General features: G+C 54.0%; 15 protein-coding genes. 5 read left to right on the top strand and 10 right to left on the bottom strand.

All coding sequences use genetic code 11. The features are described 5' to 3' along the window. Positions 1-98: 98 nt before the first annotated feature. The 7 genes from KD146_RS07500 to KD146_RS07470 form a co-directional block, all read right to left on the bottom strand. Positions 99-1,109: an MATE family efflux transporter gene (locus KD146_RS07500; RefSeq protein ID WP_212658083.1), complete on the bottom strand. Its 1,011-nt coding sequence runs from the start codon at positions 1,107-1,109 to the stop codon at positions 99-101. Between the two features lie 238 nt (positions 1,110-1,347). Next, positions 1,348-2,400: an O-fucosyltransferase family protein gene (locus KD146_RS07495; RefSeq protein ID WP_212658082.1), complete on the bottom strand. Its 1,053-nt coding sequence runs from the start codon at positions 2,398-2,400 to the stop codon at positions 1,348-1,350. Continuing rightward, complete coding sequence (locus KD146_RS07490; protein ID WP_212658081.1) at positions 2,397-3,728, bottom strand: hypothetical protein; 1,332 nt, start codon at positions 3,726-3,728, stop codon at positions 2,397-2,399. The genes KD146_RS07495 and KD146_RS07490 overlap by 4 nt, the downstream gene beginning before the upstream one ends. Positions 3,729-3,819: 91 nt before the next feature. Then, complete coding sequence (locus KD146_RS07485) at positions 3,820-5,079, bottom strand: WcaI family glycosyltransferase (protein ID WP_212658080.1); 1,260 nt, start codon at positions 5,077-5,079, stop codon at positions 3,820-3,822. Next, complete coding sequence (fcl, locus tag KD146_RS07480) at positions 5,076-6,032, bottom strand: GDP-L-fucose synthase (protein WP_282558796.1); 957 nt, start codon at positions 6,030-6,032, stop codon at positions 5,076-5,078. Before fcl ends, KD146_RS07485 begins: the two co-directional genes overlap by 4 nt. A gap of 4 nt (positions 6,033-6,036) precedes the next feature. Beyond that, positions 6,037-7,161 carry a GDP-mannose 4,6-dehydratase gene (gene gmd, locus KD146_RS07475; protein ID WP_212658079.1) on the bottom strand — a complete coding sequence of 375 codons (1,125 nt, stop codon included), beginning with the start codon at positions 7,159-7,161 and terminating at the stop codon, positions 6,037-6,039. A gap of 577 nt (positions 7,162-7,738) precedes the next feature. After that, complete coding sequence (locus tag KD146_RS07470) at positions 7,739-8,605, bottom strand: hypothetical protein (protein WP_212658078.1); 867 nt, start codon at positions 8,603-8,605, stop codon at positions 7,739-7,741. Positions 8,606-8,798: 193 nt separating this feature from the next. Here KD146_RS07470 and KD146_RS07465 point away from each other — a divergent pair, with 193 nt between their 5' ends. From KD146_RS07465 to KD146_RS07455, 3 genes are all read left to right on the top strand, one after another. Next, positions 8,799-10,814 (top strand): MobA/MobL family protein, encoded by a 2,016-nt coding sequence (locus KD146_RS07465; RefSeq protein ID WP_212658077.1) that lies wholly within the window; start codon positions 8,799-8,801, stop codon positions 10,812-10,814. A 1,158-nt stretch (positions 10,815-11,972) separates the two neighbouring features. Next, positions 11,973-12,338, top strand: a complete 366-nt coding sequence (locus KD146_RS07460) for a VanZ family protein (protein ID WP_212658076.1) — start codon at positions 11,973-11,975, stop codon at positions 12,336-12,338. Positions 12,339-12,411: 73 nt separating this feature from the next. Beyond that, positions 12,412-12,840 (top strand): hypothetical protein, encoded by a 429-nt coding sequence (locus KD146_RS07455; protein WP_212658075.1) that lies wholly within the window; start codon positions 12,412-12,414, stop codon positions 12,838-12,840. 323 nt (positions 12,841-13,163) lie between these two features. Here KD146_RS07455 and galU read toward each other — a convergent pair whose 3' ends face one another. After that, positions 13,164-14,063 (bottom strand): UTP--glucose-1-phosphate uridylyltransferase GalU, encoded by a 900-nt coding sequence (galU, locus tag KD146_RS07450; protein ID WP_249327608.1) that lies wholly within the window; start codon positions 14,061-14,063, stop codon positions 13,164-13,166. 493 nt (positions 14,064-14,556) lie between these two features. Here galU and KD146_RS07445 point away from each other — a divergent pair, with 493 nt between their 5' ends. Both KD146_RS07445 and KD146_RS07440 read left to right on the top strand, forming a co-directional pair. Beyond that, the gene (locus KD146_RS07445; protein ID WP_212658073.1) at positions 14,557-14,910 is read left to right on the top strand and encodes a hypothetical protein; all 354 of its coding nucleotides are present in this window, start codon (positions 14,557-14,559) and stop codon (positions 14,908-14,910) included. A gap of 363 nt (positions 14,911-15,273) precedes the next feature. Next, positions 15,274-16,071: a sugar transferase gene (locus KD146_RS07440; RefSeq protein WP_249327607.1), complete on the top strand. Its 798-nt coding sequence runs from the start codon at positions 15,274-15,276 to the stop codon at positions 16,069-16,071. Positions 16,072-17,386: 1,315 nt separating this feature from the next. Here the strand turns inward: KD146_RS07440 and KD146_RS07435 are convergent. Then, positions 17,387-19,540 (bottom strand): GumC family protein, encoded by a 2,154-nt coding sequence (locus tag KD146_RS07435; protein WP_212658072.1) that lies wholly within the window; start codon positions 19,538-19,540, stop codon positions 17,387-17,389. A 119-nt stretch (positions 19,541-19,659) separates the two neighbouring features. Beyond that, positions 19,660-20,430, bottom strand: a complete 771-nt coding sequence (locus KD146_RS07430; protein ID WP_212658071.1) for a metallophosphoesterase family protein — start codon at positions 20,428-20,430, stop codon at positions 19,660-19,662.

Raw genomic sequence — 20,430 nt, 5'->3', positions numbered from 1 at the left:
TAGCCGGTCCAAGTGCATTGGACCGAAGTTCTCCCAGAGAAAAACGATTAGAGGAGCGCCCGACGCGCGCTGTCTCATAATCCAATGCGCATTTCCTTTCAGCAAACTAGCACCTCAGTGTACAAGTAATACGAGGCCATCAAGACGATCGCCAAGGATCCTAGTGCGGTGGCAAACAACATACCCGCTGCTCCAAAATGAAGAGCCAGACAGTAGCCGAGCAAAAGCGACACTGTAACCGCCAGCAGGCTCGTATGAGCTAGTGCCCGCGTCATTCTTCGGGTCGCGAAGAAGAAAGGGGAAACGAGCGCTATACCGGCGTGGGAACATAGGAAAACTGAAAACGAAATCACCTCTACAAGAGTAATAGCATCAGCCTCGCGCTGAAGAACAAGATTCAGCACACCTGCGTTGTGAAGAATAGGGAGGATCAAAATGGCAGCTCCCCCTCCGCCCAGGAGGAGCGTGCACCATGTCCGTGCAGACCGTATCCATTGGGTGTCACCAGCGGCTCTGGCGTCGATGTATGCTGGAAGAAGAGGTCTGGTAATCAATGACAAAGGGTTCACTAGCCGGGCTACGACAAGGACAATAGTCGTGTACTTGGCGTAATCCACCTCACCGGACGCAATACCGAGAAGAATTCCGGACAAGAAAATCTTTAGATAATCAGCAACAGAATATACCAAAAAATCTAAGCTGGATATAAGCTGCGCCATCAAAGATTTTAATTTGAATCGGGGTCGCTCAATACTCCTTAAGGAGATGACAAGGTGGACTGCCGCTGCTATTTGAAAAATTGCCGGGACGCCGAAATATACAAAAGATACCCCGAGGGCGGTGTTGTACGGGACGAACAGTATAGCAAGGAATAGGAATATGTTAGCCAGTAACATCCACAGACTTGAAACGTGATCAGTCCTACTTGCAACCCGGAGAACTTCTGCCTGCTGAAAAAATCCATACGCCATCGTAAGTATGAGCACAACCGTCAGAAGCCAGCGAGTGCTGCTTGATCCGGATATCAGCACAAGGACAGCCGATATAACGAAAACAACCACTGTCGTGAAAATGTAGATGCCTAACGCTTCTGCTCGAGTTTTACTCACATCCGCACTTCCGCCTGATGAAAGCACCGAACTCAGGTCTCGCACTACTACTCTACCGACAGCACCGTAAAGAATTGTCATAAACGAGGAGGCACTCATAGCAATTAGAAACTGAGAGTATTCCTGAAGCGGGAGCGCGTTAGCGATCAAAGGAAGTCCCAGAACCACCACAAGGGCCCCCCCGAGTTTGGTAAACGAGCCAAATAGAATGGACCGCGCAAAAAGGAGGTTTCGCAACTTAGTCGGGCCCACCTTCATCGCGAATGCGCTTTTGAAGGTCCTTTTCGAATCGCGCTCTGGTGGAGAAGTTCGAGAACACTTTTCTGCCCAGATTTCTCACAGTTCGAAAACCTGAGTAGTATGCTCTTAGGGCGGGCGAGCGCTTTTCAGCGATCCAACCGTCAATCAGGTCGACCCGATCGGTACGGCCCGTCCGAAAACAAATGGCAGAACCAGCGATCCTCGCGAAATGTGCGTTACTTTGCCCGATCACTCCACCGCACAAGGAGAGCATTGCGATATTCTTGTATGCACTCAATGTTTCTTGCTTGGCTAGCTCCGGCCTTCGCATAAGCATTTTATGATTGGCATTGTTGTATCTGACCTCTTCTTCATCAAATATGAGGTCAACACCCATTGGTAACGAGATATCATGCGGTGCTGATGCAGTATCACTGGCAAGGTAGACCGCATCAAAGGACCATTTTTGGTGTAGTCGCGAAATACGCGCGTTTATTTCTTCAGCCGGAACGAAAGCCGACTCAACTTTTTTGTCGCCCCTCCGGTAATGGACACCCAGGGTATTTTCCGAAACTGACAAACGTTCTTTTTGCTGGGCGACGTATGCCGTCACTTCAGGAATTTGGTCCATCCATTCCAATACAGCACCTTCCAAAACGTTTGAGGAGATTTGCTCGATGCTCAGGCGGTCGCAAATCAGCCGAGCCTGCACGTCTCTTGAATGAGTAGCTTCATCAAACATCTGGAGGGGGTCAAAAACTACAACCGGCTCACTGTTCTGAGTGCGTGCAAGACTGACAAGCGGCCCTACTTCAAGGACGTCGGCACCGTTGCAGAAGTGCGTCATAGGTTCGAACGTTTGTAGATATGGGGGATCGGCGGCCTCAATAAATACTGCTTTGCGGGCTGTGGCCAGCGCTAGCAGCAGGCCGCACATCCGAGTAGTAATTTGCCCGCCGAGGCCAATCGGCAGCTGCCTGACAACTAACCAGGGACGTACAGATGTCTTTTGCAGGCGGTCTAACTCTAAAAATATCGCTTCCATGCTCATCTTGTGATGCCTTTGTAGGGACCTTCGTCGCGAACAATGTGTTGAGCAAAATGAGCGTAGACTACGGACATGACCAAAGGACCGATTACCCCTACCAGTGAGCCCCGCATTACTATGATCGCGAACCCGGCGACTAAGGCCGGCACTATTCTCGCTATATGCCCAGGAACATTGGCAACCCTGTCGTATGATCTATCGAGCATCTGCACTGCAGTGCCGAAAACAAGGCTTAGCACCACCAGCCCCCAAGTGCCAAAATCAACGTATAGCTCTGACGGGATTGGTGCAGAGAGATTTATAAACGGAAAGCTGGCGTATTGCGCGGCCTCTCCGCCCGTTCCGACACTCTTTTCAGGGAAGAGCTCCCGAGGAACGAAAAAGAGAAGTGCCGAAAGCAGCTGCAATCCGGATTTGACGCCAGTTCCTTCTACCATTTGCACAACACTGGTTGTCGATTGGAAGCCGTCGAAATCCCCACTCGTCGCGAGGTAATCGAATTGAGACCTATTGAAATACGCCGCGATATCGCCGCGGGCTAGCTCGCTCAGGATAGGAAACAAGGTGATCTGCCCAACCATTAACACGACAACCCCCAAGGCTTTGCTTTTTGGCGTCAGGCGAAAATGGACTACAACCGTACTGATAATGTACCCAGCTACGATGTATCGGGGCAGCGAAAGTATATTATTAGTAGCTAGAAATACTAAAATGGAAAATAGAAGTACAGAGGCGCTGGCAATATTCCGCCTGCTTCGTATGTTTATAGTTGCGTATAAAAATGTCAAAAATCCACATATTCTTGCAACGGATTGCTGTATCAGATCAGTAGCCGAAAGCTCCGCAAATACGTGTGAAAACTCACCTCGAGTAGTATGAAGTCGGTCGAAACCGAACAACGCGCCGGCTGTCACGGCTAGGGCGGCACTCAGTAATATCAAGAGCGGCATACGCGGCGGCCGATAGCCCAGAAAGTTCTCTCCGCGACTGACTGCACCTCGTTGGCCAAAATTTACGTTGGCGCCAATCAGATAAAATATGGAGAATAAAAAGACCACCATTGCTGACTTTTCAAGAATAGGTACACTATAGTTCGCATTGAAGAAAGGGAATCTCTTCTGATCCAAATGAAGAAGACCAGGAACAAGAAAGAATGAAACCATGTAGATTGAAACTAGGGTAGAGACTGGCCGCCCCGAGGGAGACATTACGTCCCGGATCAGAGCCGCAAGCCAGAGAATTAAGCACACGGAAATCAAAAGGATTGGGTTGCTGTACTCTCCTTGGTATGATTCACCGATAGAGATAAACAGAATTACAACAGAGATCACCAGAGTTGCGATGAAAGTATGGACTACGAGCCCGTGCTCCGTCCGCCTAGGACTTCTCGCTGTGCCGTTAAGATCAGAGGGCATCCTACCTTCACTCACGGCCAACATCCAAGTGCTCGGGTCTAACGCCCTCTACAGTATGATGTAGCTTTCTATGGAGTTCGCCCAGGATAACCTGCGCGTCCCAGTTCTGCTCCGCTCTTTGCCGACTGGCTCGCGACGCCCTTTCATAGAGGTCAGTATTCGTGAGGAGTTCTTCGATGGCCCCTGCGAATTTGCTCGGGCTCGAAGGGGGCACAGTGATACCACATCCCTCAACTTCGACAGCTAAGCTCGTGTTCTTCTCGGCCGTCGTCACTATTGGCCGTCCTGAAGCGAGCATGTTTGTCAGTTTCGATGGAAGTAGCAAATCGGCAGCTCCCGCCGTCTGCGGCATTAGGTGGATAGTTGCAAGTGCCAGCAGATCGTTTAGTTGCTCTCTTGGCTGTAGGTCGTGAAATTGGATATTTTTAAGGTCGGCGGCCCTCATCTCCATTTCTTTCCGACGAGGACCTTCTCCGCAGACAACGAAGGTCAAGTCGTCACGATGCTGCAGATTTCTGGCAGCTTCCACGATGAGTTCGACGCCCTGCTTATTGCCGATGTTGCCGGAATAGAGTGCGACATACGGCGTTAAGATCGCCCATCGTCGCCGGAACGTAGAGAAATGCTCCGCAGGTTTGATGCCCTCAAGGTCGGCCCAGTTGCGAAACTCGCTGATCTGAGTACTAGGAATGCCCTTAGCGATAAGCCTAAGGCACATCTGCGGTGATATGGTTGATACCGAATGAAACATACAAAGTATGATTCGTTCAAAATAAAGGGCAACTCCTTTGACCACACCACCACCAGTGAGTAAGTTCGTCGCAAAAGCAGCTTCGACTTCAAAGTCCTGCAAGTGAAGCCAAGACTTTGCACCGCAGATGAGGGCCGCCAAGCGGGCAACAGGAGCAGCAATTAGCGAAGGAGCAATCGTGATGACGATATGTGGCTTCCATGATAAAGCTTCCTTTATGGCTGGAAGCAAACTGGATAAAGCAAAACTGATGTGATGCAGTAAACGCTTTCCTCCAGTCGGGTTTCTAGGAATATAATGTGGCACCCAAGTGACTTTAACACCATTCTTTACCTGATGTGAGTAGCGTCCTGCTTTGAAGCCATCGATAGGTTGCCACGAAGGGTAGTAGGGATTTCCCGCCACTACTTTAACTTCGTTCCCCTCCGCAACAAGGTACTCTGCGAGGCCCGTGGTGTATACTGCAATCCCCACTTTCTCAGGAGAGTAGTTTAGGCCGACTATAAGGATCCTCACTGCTCCCTACGCTCCACAGCTGCATGGTTCTTACGGAACCACTGATAGGTAGCTGAGATCCCTTCACGTAGCTCGATCGTCGGGGACCAGCCAAGACTATGGATGCGCTCCGCGCTCATGAGCTTCCGGGGAGCTCCATCTGGCTTGGAAAGATCATGAACAATGGTGCCACCGAAGCCCACTATCTCGCAAACGAGCTCAGTTAGCTCGATAATTGTTACATCCTGGCTCGATCCTACGTTTACGTGCTCATCTCCTGAATATGTCTTCAACAGAAACACCAGCGCATCGGCGCAATCGTCGGCATGGAGGAATTCGCGCCGCGGTGCGCCCGTGCCCCAAACGGTAATACTGTCATCGCCACGCAATTTCGCCTCATGGGCCTTGCGGATCAGGGCCGGCATCACATGGCTTGAGTTCAGTTCGAAATTGTCGCCCGGCCCGTAGAGATTGGTCGGCATGGCGGAGATGAAGTCGCAGCCATGCTGCTTGCGATAGGCTTGGGCGAGCTTAATGCCGGCGATCTTGGCGATGGCGTACCATTCGTTAGTCGGCTCGAGCGGCCCGGTCAGCAGGGCATCCTCGGTGATCGGCTGCTCGGCCATTTTGGGATAGATGCAGCTCGAACCCAGGAACAGCATCTTTTGGACGCCGTTCTGGAAAGCCGATTGGGTGATGTTCGCCTCGATGATGAGATTATCGTAAAGAAAATCGGCCGGATAGGTGTCATTGGCAAGAATGCCGCCGACCTTTGCCGCTGCCATGACGATGGCATCCGGCTTTGCATCACGCATGAAGGCCTCGACCTCGGCCTGGCGCTTGAGGTCGACGACGTCGCGATCGGCGGTGATCACCTCGCAGCCTTCCGAAGCAAGTCGGCGCACGACGGCGCTTCCCACCATCCCGCGATGTCCGGCGACATAAACACACTTATTGGTCAGATCGAAGGTCATTCCGCTATTCCACGCTCACAGGAAGATCGAGACCGTGCTGCTTGAGCAGGGCGTGACGCCGCGCGGCCTTGTGGTCTTCGCGCACCATTTCCGCACACATCTCCTGGGCGGTGATTTCAGGGGTCCAGCCAAGCTTCTGTTTGGCCTTGCTCGGATCGCCCAAGAGGGTCTCTACTTCTGCAGGACGGAAATAGCGCGGATCGATACGCACGATCACGTCGCAGACCTTGAGGGCAGGGGCCAGGTCGCCCTCGATTGCCGCTACCGTCGCGATCTCGTCGACGCCGGACCCCGAGAATTCGAGCGTGATGCCGAGTTCCCTGGCTGTCCACTGGATGAACTCGCGCACGGAATACTGTACACCCGTCGCGATGACGAAATCCTCCGGTTTATCCTGCTGCAGCATCATCCACTGCATACGCACATAGTCCTTGGCATGGCCCCAGTCGCGCAGCGCGTCGATATTGCCCATATAGAGACAGGCTTCGAGCCCCATGGCGATATTGGAGAGGCCACGGGTGATCTTGCGCGTCACGAAGGTTTCGCCGCGGCGCGGCGACTCGTGGTTGAAGAGAATGCCGTTGCAGGCATAGATACCGTAGGATTCGCGATAGTTCACCGTGATCCAGTAGGCGTACATCTTGGCCACGGCATAGGGCGAGCGCGGATAGAAGGGTGTCGTCTCGCGCTGCGGGGTCTCCTGGACGAGGCCGAAGAGTTCCGAGGTCGAAGCTTGGTAGAACCGGGACTTCTTCTCGAGCCCGAGGAAGCGGATGGCCTCAAGCAGGCGCAAGGTGCCGATCGCGTCGACATCTGCGGTATATTCGGGCGCCTCGAAGCTGACCGCCACATGCGACTGAGCGCCGAGGTTATAGACCTCGTCCGGTTCGATATCGCGCATGAGGCGGGTGAGGTTCGAGGTGTCCGAGAGATCACCGTAATGGAGCTTGAATCGGCCGTTCTTGGAGTGCGGATCCTCGTAGATGTGGTCGACGCGCTGGGTGTTGATAAGCGAGGCCCGACGCTTGATGCCGTGGACCTCATAGCCCTTCTCAAGCAGCAGCTCGGCGAGATAGGAGCCGTCCTGGCCCGTGATACCGGTAATCAGCGCAACCTTGCCCGAACTCATGCAATAACCTCAAAACACGTTTCAGATCATTGACCCGCGTGCCGTCGAGGCCGCAAGTCGTCATGAAGCCAATGCTCCCACAGACAAGTCACAGTTACACGCAATTGCAGCGAACGAGAACCCGGTCATTTGTTAGTCGGGGCAGATGGTTAGCGAGCAAAGGGTAAGCAAATCCCTTCAACCGTTCAGGAATATTGACATTGCCGCAATTTTGCATGGGCACCATGCAATCTTCGCATGAAAGGATGAAGGAGTGCGTGCGCCGCTGCGCGGCGTCTCTCACGTGCGGAAAGGAAGATGGCGCACCCCATCCAAACGCAGGGTTCCACACTGCGTGTCGCACAACAATCCTTTTTGGACATTCCTCGGGGTATCAGACCCATGCGGCGCCTCATTCCCAACCTGCCTCATGCCCCTTTGTCGCCCATGGCACGGATCGATATCGATCACAACTTCGCTTGAGTGTTGCCGGGCGCCACGTGAAAGGCCGATCCAAGCCTACTTAAAGAATGGATGGGGCAGGACACATGTGCCCGCCCGATCCTGGCTCAAGCTCTTGTCGAAGTTCAGCTCCTGCTCAAGCAGTGTCGTCGGTCTTTTCGTGCTGCTTGCCTGGGAGCGAGCGGCTCATCGACGCAGCCGCGTTTGCCATGCCGTGGCGACCGGGGGAACGTGATCCGTGCTGTTTGGAAAGATTGAACGACACGCGCTTTTCCGCTTCTTCTGGCGCCGATGCCCCGTCGATTGCGTCACGGTTGAGCAAACCGCTCTCGGCCGCCATATTCTTTGACCCCGTTGCCTCCGCTGATGGCGGTGTCGTCGGATTTTCCGTGACATATTGAGAAGCGAGCATTTTGAGCGTTGCTTCATCGACCGTTCCATCGCGCACAAGGTCGATCGTGTCTTTTCCGCTTTTGACGCGGACCGTGCAGTTAAAATCACGTCCCAGCGTCACAAGTGTATCGAGGTCGGCGCGACCGCCAAAGCCGCCAGCCAAGCGATCCTCGCGGAAGCGAAGCGCCTTAGTCTGCTCGATCAGCTCGGCACTGGGGTGCGCCACGGCCAGAAAGGCGCGAACACCAAATTTAACCGGGCGTTTGTCTGCCTTGAACTTCTCATCGCGAGTTCGGAAAGCGGCCACCGCGGCTATGTCGCTGGCGTTATCCATGATCGTCAGCAAGGCGCCGCGCAATTCAGATGTGTCAAGGACGCAGGTCGCCAAGTCGATTTCCTTAGCTATCTGAGCAAGAGTGCCCGTCAGAGCGATCTCGTCTTTGATTGATGAGAGGCTGAGCTTGGCGCGTTTCTGCTCAAGCACTAGTGCACGGTCAGCCGGTGACTGAGCGGCGGTGAGGCGTGTTTGCTGCAGCTGGCGCTGCACCTCGGTGAACGTCTTGAGTTGTTCTGCTACCGTTTCTGAGGCAGTATTAAAGTGATCCGACATTGCGATGTCCTTTCGTCGCTAAGTGCCTGGACGATCGGTGCATCCGTCGTCCGCGATTTGAGGATCGTGCGGATCCTGGCAAGGCACAGCCCCGCGACGCACGTTTTTCGAATAAAATACTGAAGATAGTTTTTTTGATACTTGCTGAGAAATGTGAATGGGGTTCGCACTGTCCGTATAGGGGCGCATTTCTATGGCGATAGCTTTTGCACGAGTAACACAAATCCAGCGCTCGCTTGGTCACTCAACCATCCAGCGCTTGGCCTATCTCACCCGCACCCAGCTGGTTTCGCAGCGGACCGGCGAGATGTTCGACTATTCCGATAGGCAGGATGGTTTTTACACCAGCACGGTGCTGCCGCTCGGCTGCGAAAACCTTGGTGACGATGTCTACCGCTTGTGGGAACTCATGGAAACCGCGAGCACTCTGCCAAAGGCGGTGCTGGGCTTCGAGCTACTCTTGTCTTTGCCGATGCCGGCAGAATTTGAGCTGCAAGGAAGCTGCACTCTCGCTGAACAGTTCGTGCGTCAGGTCATCGTCGAAAAGCATGGATTAGCCGCCACTTTGGCTGTGCATACCCCGCATGACGCCGCAAAGAACCTGCATAGCGAAGACCTGTTGGACCAAGACGGCGATACAGATGAGTTCGCCCGCATCATGGCAATGGCCAGCGCCAATTTGCACTGCCATGTGCTGGTGTCGCCCCGTCAGCTCACGCCCCAAGGTGCTGCGAAAAAGCGCTATACGACGCTTGATCCGATCAACCGGAACGGAATTGCCTATGGCCGAAATTGGGGGCGGTTGTGGCATCTCTTTCAGAACCAGGCATTTGAGCGGGCAGGCTCGACCCTGCGCGTCACCCCGAACCCGCCGATCGCCCTGCGCCCTGTACCCATAACGGCGGTTCGACGTTGGCGCAGATCCAAGCGCACTGACGATCCGCAGATTGATGGTCGCGCGCTCCTGGTCAACACGACGCGGGAGCAGGAAAACCGCGAGGTGGTCGAATGCTTCGATGGCGCGGTCGCTTGTTTCAAAGCGCCGTTTACACGCGTCGAGCTCGAAACTTTTTACGCTAGGTATGTCTTGCCCGATCATGCCAAGGAGCTTGTTGAAGCCACGATCGGGCTGGGGCTTTGCGTCGAACTCGATATTGCTGACAGCGACGTAGAGTGGTTTGCCGGGGTCCACCTCGTTCAATCCGAACTCGCGGCGCTTGGCCGCGCTCTTATGTTGAGCGAGCGCTCAAGCTGTAAGCTGGATGTGAGCTACCACGTTCGCAAGGAGTTCAGCAGTGCTACGCGAACGGTGCTCGAGAAGCTCTTCGCCGGCAGCGATGTGGTAATTGTTGAGGCGCAAAGCAGGGCTGAACTGTTGGCACAGGACATTGCCGGCATTGCCAATCGCGCCGGCATTATTCCTGTCACGATTGCGACGCCTGCCGGCCACCCCGCGCCAAGGTCGGCGCTGGTCGAAATCAAAGACTTGAGTGAGCGGATGATTTCGCAAGCGATCATAATTATAGATGATCCCGATAGCATGGCGGCGGCCGAACTGTCGCTTGCGCTCGCATCCGCACTCGCTGGCAACAATAAAGTCGTTCTCCTCCGTCGCGGTGATAGTGACTGGCCGAGCCTTGAGCTGTTGGATGTCCTCTCACACCATGTGCAGGTGCTCAAATGGCAACCTATGTTTCAGGCCTCGCTGACCAACGGTAAATCCCTTTCAACCATGGGCAATCTCAGAACGGCAATCGTCCACAAGCCTCTGGGGCATTTTTCAGCCCTGCCATCCCAAGGCTGGCCACTCTTTTGCGTCGATGCCATGGGTGAGGTGAGCACTTCACCGTCTTCAGTGGCAGCCACAATGCAACTGCTGGCCACTTTTTACATGGACATCCATTGGCGCTATCCCGGTTACATGCCGGACACCGATGCCGCGGGCTTGTCAAAACGTCTCGACGCCTGGCTGCAAACGCACGCGAACGGCTTTGCAGCCATCGATGCCTCGCGAGAAGTAGAATGGGACGAGTTCGTCGTCGAAGACGCGGCGTTCGGGAAGGTGGAGCAAGGCGACAGGGAAGAGCCGGAGGAGTACGTCGAAATCGATGGCCCGCTGCTGGAGGAAGAGGTTTGCGATAACGTCACGGATGAGCCGTTCGAACACGAATGGGACGATTTCGAACCGGGTGCGGAAGAGAACGACTGACGTGTGCGCGCAACCAGCCCGATTTGTTTAGCGAAGTTCGTCTGAATTTACTGTTGTCTCGAAATGCACAAAAACCATCCATATCAGCGCGATTTCGCGCGGAGGTGGTGCACGGAGCGACCGAAAGCAAAAACACATATTGTATTAAGGAGAGAGTCCAGAGAGAGGCAGGTCAGTTGACAGTTCGATAGCTTGATGGGTTTTGTTGCCGTTTACCTTAGAATTCTGGTGCGGTTGCTCCCCAGACAGCGGTCAGTGCCTCTTAGCGCGGAGACGAAAAGCGCTATCAACACGCCAAATGCATATTTGAGCCATCGCTCGCTATGCTCATGCAGAGCTTTCACTAAGTTTTTCAAAGCGAAGACCATGGACTGCCATAGAATGCGTAGTGGGGGCCCACTGAGCATTGGATAGGTAAGGAGTAGTTTATGCGGTTCCAACATCCGTTTGTTGACGGCGAGCCCCTCTCAGCCGGTCAAACTCGCGATCCAGACCGATACGGACCTTTCTTCAATGGTCGTATTTCTTCAAGGAGGCGGGAACGCATAAAGACCGCCTACTTAGTATATCGCGGCGATACCGAGATCGGTTTGGTCTGGTCAATGCGGCAAGGCTACAGGCAAAGTTGAGACTGGTATTGGGTTGCACCAGGCCATGCGGGATCTCGGGCCTCCCGCCCAACGCTTGTCAGTGTGGTCTTAACGCTGCACGATCACCATCTCCAGGAGCAGCGCCGTGCAAAGCAGCGTGAAAAAGACGATTGCGATTTGGCCGAGGCGCTAGGCAGCGATTACGGCTTTTAGCTCAGTCAGTGCCTGTGATGTCTGACAATGACCAATTATCGAACGTCTGCCAAGTACCCAGGGCGGCGCTGGCACTCTATAACATTGTGAAGGTCGTCGCGGCAGTTGGAGCGGAACCCTTGTACGCAGCCGCACGCGGTGCGCATGAGCCGCCAGTGACTGGGATAACGAGCTGGTGGCCTCCACGCGCAAGATATTTGGCCGACAGCGGGCGCTTGCTTATGCTGACATTATCTGCGACGGCAATCGACATGATTGCAGCGGCTTTTCCCTTTCGTGATTGATGAGCGCTATTGCAGACTGGCATTTAACGATGCACCTACCCAGCAATCGCTGCCTAGTCTATGACGCCTTTATGACAAATCGCGCTTTGCAGATCTTCGCCTGGACCGTCCTCCTCGCCATCGCAGCGGCAACATTGTCGCCTATAGGTCTGCGACCCCATCTTCCCATGGGTGTAGATATCGAGCGTGTATTGGCCTTCTTTGTCGTCGGCCTACTATTCGCCCTGGCTTACCCCCGACATATTTGGTTTGCAGCGTTGGTGGTGCTGCTGGGGGCATTTGGATTGGAGCTTTTACAGGAACTCCGGGCAGATCGGCATGGCCGAGTTCATGACGCCTTGATCAAATCGGCAGGTGCGTCGATGGGGCTGGGGATCGGCTGGTTGGGCGCGCAAATCATGAACAGATGGAGGTTTTTGCGAGGGCGTTACCGATAGTTTTGAAACCATCTCGCCAAGCTTGGACTGTAAGGGTAGGGCGGGTTGTTGCCGCTCGGTTTCACCCGCCGTAATGCTGATCACACACCCAGCCATATCGGGTTTGATTGGTCGGCCAGTTTTTCAAGCGCGTTGGTCGTCGAGGTTTTCCGGTTATTGGGGATTTCGTGGTGCCAGTCGTTTTCGATATAAGCTCCCCATTCGAGCTTTTAGTGCTGGTCGCCAAATTCAGCCTCCTCGGGATTACCTGCTCAAGGCCAGGAGCAAGCCTAAGGATCCCGATCACGCCGAGGCCGCCAAGTCTCTTGATGAGTATGACCCCAATGTCATCGAGGAGTTGCCGATCAACTACGGTCTCGGCCGCACCGCCGCACGTCGCAACGCTGCCAAGGCACGCATCAACAAAGATCCATACGCTGAAATCTCCAGCCCCCGTACCTCACCGGGTGCATGCCGGCAAACAATCGGTAGTGCACAATTTAACGCGACGTCGCCTGTTTAGGCTGCGGTTTTGGCACCCCGCCAACGCGACTGATCGCTCGGTTGCAGGCACAATGTCTGATAAAACCGCTTGAGCGACATCACCTGAGTATTTGGCTAAACGACCTTTTGCTCAGAGCGGCAGCATCGAGAGTTATGATGCCAGCGGCGATCTATATCGCCAACCAATTTTAGCTGCCTTTTTCGCGTGATCCATTATTCCACCTGAGCACTCAGGTTTTGGATTGGATGACCACCGATGGCCACGAAACCATGACCAAGTCGAGCTCGTGTGCCTGCGTTGGCGTTGCTCGGGTGCGCGAACGGCTCTACCGCTGGGGTGCTTCAATGTTCAGCTATTTGAGCGCCCAGATCGAGATTGCGTAGTTCCTTGATGAAGCCGTCGCGGATATCGTCCCGGTCCAGGGCAAACAGCACATTGGCCGACAAAAAGCCGAGCTTTGAACCGCAGTCGAAGACCTTGCCTTCGTATTTTACCCCGGTGAAACGCTGCTCCTGCATCAGCACCTGCATGGCGTCGGTCAGCTGGATTTCTCCGCCAGCGCCCTTGGCCTGGTCGGCCAGCAGGTTAAAGATTTCCGGCTGCAGAATATAGCGACCCGAAATAAACAGGTTCGATGGCGCCTCTTCACGCTTGGGCTTTTCGACCATGCCATTGATGGTGAAGCCGGTATCGGGGCCCTCCCCGCGCACGACTACGCCATAGGAGGATACGTCTTCCCAGGCGCACTCCTCCACGCCAATAACATTGCCGCCATTCTGTTCGTCCTCATAGGCGTCGATCATCTGGCGCAGGACACCGGGCTGCGCGCGGAAGATCATGTCGGGCAGCAGAAGGGCAAAGGGGTTATTGCCGACGATTTCGCGGGCGCACCAGACAGCGTGGCCCAGACCCAGCGGTTCCTGCTGGCGGGTGAAGCTGCTGTGGCCGGCCGAAGGCAAATCCTTGCGGAGCTCGTCGAGAGCCTCGGTCTTGCCACGCGCTTCCAGCGTGGTTTCGAGCTCGAACTGGCGGTCGAAATGGTCTTCGATCACGCCCTTGTTGCGGCCGGTAACAAAGACAAAATGCTCAATGCCCGCTTCGCGCGCTTCATCGACCGCGTATTGAATGAGCGGCCGGTCCACAACGGTCAGCATCTCCTTGGGCATTGCCTTGGTGGCGGGCAGGAATCGGGTTCCGAGACCGGCTACCGGAAATACGGCCGTTCTGACGCGTTTGGACAAAGGTATCTCTCCGTGCTGATAATCATGAACTATGTTGCGCCAAGTATTACCGAAAAACGGAGCAGCGCAATAATCGAGCATTATTGAATCATGTTGTGGTTGGCGGGGGAGGAAGGGGAGGGCGTCGCCTTTGTTCTTTTCCCTACGATCAATGCTGGCCATTTTTCGTTGGGTAGCAAAGCAACGACGTGCATCGGTTCTCGACTGGATCGTCTGATCCTTAGAACTTCGCCATTCAAAACGAAGTGAAATTCCGACCTCATTCTATGCAGTGAGCGCTTGTCTGCCCTGCAGCTTAAGTGCGCTACAACGAGGTAAACTACCGGGAAGGGCTGTTTCCGGTAGTCTGCGGGCAACGGGTAATTGCGCTTCCGCACTTGCTCGTCACCTTACGGTAAACAAGGCCTCAACATCGACTTGACCGAATTCGGCTCCACAGCTATTAGCGAGTAACACCAGCAGTTTGTGCGCGGTGTAACTACAGGAATGTCAGATGCGTAAGCTGATCACGACTATTGCGGCGGCTGGTGTGCTCGGTATGGCAGCCATTTCAACTTCGACCGCTGCCCCCGTTGCGGGCTATGAAGGCCTTTACTCGACTGTGTTTGCATCGTGCACGATTCCAGCGGGAACGGTGCCGACCTGCGAAACAGCTATCAATGCTTATGCGGGCGCTCTGGCTTCAGCTGTCGATCTGGAAGTGGCCAATGCGTCGTTTATCGCCCTTCGCTCCGAAGTTTTTGCCGCGAACGCTGCAGATGAGGGGTTTCAGGCTGAAATCGATGCGCTGTTTGAACTCTTGCTGCCAGACTCTGGCGCTCTGGGCAATGCAGCGAGCCCACTTTAGGTAGATCGATGCAAGCGCACGCGTCAGAGGTATCTGACGTGTGCGTACGGTCAACTGGAGGCACTCGGCTAGACCATATGATCGGAGCACCAACCATCGTACGATCTAGAAGTCGAGCAGGATGGACAATAAGACCGGAATTCTTTGAATTCAACGGCAGCTGCTAGTCAATGTAACTGGTATCACTCATTACAGATGTTTTTTATCTGTAGTTTCAGGCAATTTGTGCAAATTTACCGGTCGCTGGAGCTGAAATTAACCCCCATTGCAGCTCTGCGGATTTTCAATATTGCCGTACACTCTAAATTAGCTATTCTTGTTTGGTGCCAAAAGTAGAGCTTATAGATTTTTAGGTGGGGTATTATGGGCAATCACGAATTCGCAAACATTGCCCAGTCGATCAAATCTCGTGATCAGGTAGCAGTGCCGCATTTTTCTGCCGTAGCCTTGCATCCAGTAAAATTTGCTGATGAATACAAAATTACCCTTCATAGTGGGCTGCCGCTCGCGATGAGGTGCGATATCCCGGTGCCACATGTTGAAAACCCGACCTATGGTTTTCAACTGCTGGTTAAACGGGTATTTGATCTGTTCGCGTCCGTGCTCGGTTTGGCTTTGCTTACTCCTCTCTTCTTGCTTGTTGCTGTTGCTATTCGCCTCGAAAGTCGGGGACCAGTTTTCTTTAAGCAGCCACGAGAAGGCCTGGATGGCGGCTCCTTTACGGCGTTTAAATTCCGCTCGATGCGCATACACGAATGCGACGAGACAGGTATCAATCACACGCGATCAGGCGATCCACGCATTACAAAAGTGGGTAGGTTCTTGCGGAGCACGAGCATTGATGAGCTGCCACAACTGATCAACGTAATAAGGGGGGACATGTCAATCGTGGGACCTCGACCGCATGTTCCTAATATGATGTCTTCCAATCAAACCTATCGGAATTTGGTCTCATACTACGATTATCGTCTTGCTATGAGGCCAGGGATAACGGGCTGGGCACAGGCAAATGGATATAGGGGCGACGCATCCGATCCTGCCTTAGCCCGGGCTCGCGTTGACCATGATCTTGCCTATATCCAAAATTTTTCCGTCTTGCTGGACTTGCGCATTATTGCCAAGACTGTGGTCCAGGAGTTTCTGCGCGGAACTGGTAGCTGAGCGGGAAAACCGCAAACTCCCCCGCGCCATTGCTGCAGTCACAACGCGTATGTGTTGCCCGGCCATGCAACGCCCTAATGGATCCGCATTCACTGTTCGGGCTGCACGATCATCTTTGCAGCCTTGAGCCATATTGGCGATCGGCTCGAGGTTTTGGTGCCGACAGCGGATTTGTTGTATTTCAGGTCCAGGTCAGTCGAAGCGCTTGGTAATTTTGACGGCAACGAGTGCGCAGACCGCCTGTTGGTCCGGGGAACATGTTGAAGAGTCTGATCCTGCAGGTCCTGCTCAACCTGGTAGGTGTCTGCGTAGAGGGCAAAATCTTGGACCACTCGAATTTGATACGGTTACTGGGATTTTCGCTGAGGACCAAACTCCTGATGGGAGTGCCGCCCGCCAAATCTGCAATTGCATGACCGAGACAGCAGGGCTCAAACGTGATGAAAACCGTCCGCTGGCAACTGCATAAGAAGGGGTGCATCCCCATGTCTGGGCAGTTGTGGCCGCCTGACTGGTTCTGCACCCACGCAGCGCACTACGATGGCGAGCGGAACGCCATCAAAGCCGGCAGAACGGGGCAGCAGACTTGGCCGGGCGAACCAGCCAAGGCAGCGTAGGAAGCACACCAGCGCGCGATAGACTCTGAAACATTGGTGACACGATACGATGTCGATCAGGCAGCAGCCCGCTGCCCGTAACCTCCTTCTCAGTGTTTGGTTACTAAAGCCATAGCTGCGTCGACAGGCGCTGTAGCTGGATCCGGGCTGCAGCAGTCACTTCGGTAATCTATCCAGATGGCCGGATGCTGCGATAGACCGTTGACCATCAGAACACCGGCAGCGAAATTTCGACCGGAAGCGCTTTCCTCTCAGAGAGCAAGAAAGCTTGGCTGGCCCAGCATACGCTTACCAGCCACATCCAAGAGCACAAGTCCAAGGGCATAGCGATGCCGATTGCGACACGCGCTGGCCAAAGCCGCCACGACCACGATCTGGGCAGGGACCGAGCACGTCCTCCCCATTAAAAGAACCCATTCTGCCGTTCACCCGCACAATCGGTATCACGCGGGCCGAAGCGAAACTCGCCCTGACCAATCTAGCCTACAACTTCGAGCGCCTCGTTTTCCAAGAAATGTGCGCCCCCACGGAATGAGTCTCCCCGATATCCAGTCGGTGACCCTATCGGGCACCTTTGACCGTCATACGTAGCACCAAACCCGCCCAAACGTAGGACTCAGCATGCCATCGTCACAGTGGCGGCATACGTACCCAGTTTTTCGGGGAGTTAGTTGGCCAGAAGCTAGGGCAACGCGTCGTTAGTATGCGGCAGTGTAATACTGCCCGTATTTTTGCTTGTAGCTGGATCTGGATTCATTTTGCTGATTAAGCACAGCTACAATTTCCGTCTCCGGGTTTTTTGAAGCGCGCAAGCTTTCGATCGCTCTCTTTGCGTCTGTCTGGGAAGTCGCAGCCCATCGCGCCACAAAGACAATGACGTCAGCAAATGGGGCGATATAAAGCCCATCCACTACCGGACCAACTGGTGGGGTGTCGATGATCACGACATCAAATGTTTTGCGTGCGGCCTCAATCAATCGTCCGAATGTGACGCCCGCCAGCAATTGGTCGGTCGGCAGCTGGTTCTGCCGGTCGCCCAGGATCACGTTAAGGCTTGGCAGTAGCGGGTCAGTGGCCATAATTTCTTTGATGACTTGATTGTCTTCGTCCGATGAGCCCAAAAACTCCTGTAAGCCTTTTGATGGGCTAAGATTTAGATGGCGATGTAGACTGGGCTTGCGAAGGTCGCAGTCAATCAAAAGTGTGCTTTGTCCGGTGAGGCTATAGGAGCGAGCCAAGGCCAGTGCCACTGTGCTTTTGCCGTCATTCGGCGCCGCTGAGCTGACCATGACCACCTGACATTTGGCGTGTTTGGATTGAGTGCCGTTGCGGATGCCCAGTGCTCGCGCACCAGGTTTGTCAAGTGTGAGCCGAATTCGCCTGATCGATTCAGCGTAGATGGAAAGTGGCTTGTCAATCAGCAGATCTGCATAGCTCTGATTGTCACCCTTGTTGTTCTGAAGCGGCACTGCTGATGCAAATCGGGTTTTAAGCACTGCTTCGATTTGCTCTTCGCTTGTAAAGCCACCAATCAAGTTTTCATACAAGAAGGCCAAGGCGACACCGAGGCCCAGACCGAACAGACCAGCCAAGACAATAATCAGCCTGCGATTGGGGAACGCAGGCGATTGGGGTGAGAGAGCAGGAGACACAATACGGCTGTCCGCAACTTGGAGATTGGCTTGGGTGTCCAGATCTTGAACACGAGACAGTAACGTTTGGTACTGGGCGCGAGCTATTTCGGAGCTTTGCTGCAAACTATAGATTTCAGTCAACACGTCTGCAGACAGATTTGTCCTAAGCACCTGACTTCGCAGATCTTGGCGAAGAGATTCTTCTCGTTGCTCAGAAAGCGATACCGTGCTTTGCAGGCTATCTACCTGAGAGCGTGCTTCATTTAGGAGGCTTTCGTTGATCTGAGCGAGTTGGTTGCGCAAGTCAGCAGCGGCGGGCGAATCTGAATCTGCATTAGCTAATGTAGCGCTAAGCTGTTCGCGTTGGGCTTGCAGACTGGATAGTGCATCAGACTGCAGTGTTGCGACCAGAGTTTGGAAATCCTCTTGTTCAAGGCTTGCCCGAGCAGCAGCGGCCAACGCAGAGTCGTTCTGCCGAGCTGCAGACAACGCTTCAATTTCGCGTTGAATCTGGGCGAGATTTGCGGACCCACTCTCTTTGCTGATCCGATCAATATTGCCTTCGATGAAACCGTCGAACGAGCTCTCGGAATCCACGATTGCCGCGCGGGCTTGATTCACCCTGGCGTTCAAGATGTCTCGAGATGCTAAGACGCTACCGATCTTAGAGTTCAGCTGCTCCGAGATATACGCATCGGCCAGAGCGTTAGCGAGGCGCGCGGAAGTCTCGGGATTTGTAGACTTTGCCTGCACTGAGATCAGGTATGTCAGTCCACGCCGCTGCACTTGCACTGCGTTGCGAAGTTTGGATAGCGTGCCATTGAGAGCATCTTCCCCTGTTGGCAGCTGCTGATCTGAAAGACGCAAGAAAGCCATTAGGCGCTCACGCCAGCCCAGAGAGGGACCAAATTCACTGTCAGCGACAAGCTGCTGAGATGAAACTACACGCAAAAGAATACTGTCCGAACGCAGTATTTCCACTTCACTGTCTATACGTGCGCTATCTGCACCGGCGCTGGAGAATTCGGATTGAGGGTCCAGTAGATTTTTACCACTTGGATCAACAAGAATAAGTGCCGAAGCGGAAAACACAGGCGTCAACGCAAACGCGCCAATGACTGCTGCTGCAACCACTGCGACCAGAGTGACAAGGATCAGGCGAAGCTGACGACGAAGCACGCCCAGCAAGCCGCGAAGGTCGATCTCAGATTCTTCCATTCACTTAGGTCCCAACTTCTTAGACGCGATTTCGGCGGACATTACACACCCTGTAGATTGGAATGGTTTAAACGCCAAGTGCCATGCACAAACACAGTTACACGCCCAATCCTAACCCATCAGGTACGTATAAATCGGATGGGTTCGGTAGGGGTTAACTTTGCAGCGGTAAGAACGCCAGTTGCGAAAGCACCAGTATCAACGCAGATGCGGCCTGGCTCAACAACGGGGTCAGCCCCTGGAGTGTGCCCATGCACAACTGTGCGCCCTTCGACCGCCGGGGCAGTCAGAAATTGCTCACGGATCCAGAGTGCGTCATCTTCAGATTGCTGATGTACGGGAACACCAGGCCGAAGACCAGCATGCACAAATACTGTCCCGGGAACCGACAACGTAAGAGGCAGTGTGCGCATGAGCTCGACATGTTCAGTGGGAATATGACTTGCAAGAAGGCTCTGTCGGTCTTTTTTAGAACGGGCCATTAATACGTTGGCATCAATACCATATGAAGCGAGTGTTTCAGTGCCCCCGAACTGCAGCCAACGGCTCTTGGGAGCGGGATTGTCGAGAAACTCCAGCATCATAATTTCGTGGTTTCCTGCCAAAGTTATCTTTCGAACGTCAGAGGGTAGGGGCGATAGCAGTTCATCCAACACGCCAGCTGAATTGGGTCCACGGTCGACATAGTCCCCCAGATACACAAGCCATTTTTCACCTGGAATATCGGCACAGTCCGCCAAAATACGTTTATGCAGAAGATGCAGCAGCGCAAGGCAACCATGCACATCACCAATAGCGTAGATAGCGCTCGGTAATGTTGGGGCAGAAAGATGTTGACGAGGCGGACAATGTGGCTTCGTCCCAAAAATAGACTGCAAAAAACCGTGCAC

Source organism: Devosia litorisediminis, assembly GCF_018334155.1.
Taxonomy (GTDB): domain Bacteria; phylum Pseudomonadota; class Alphaproteobacteria; order Rhizobiales; family Devosiaceae; genus Devosia; species Devosia litorisediminis.
The sequence above is the reverse complement of the archived record's forward strand: the minus strand, read 5'-3'. Positions and strand labels throughout refer to the sequence as shown.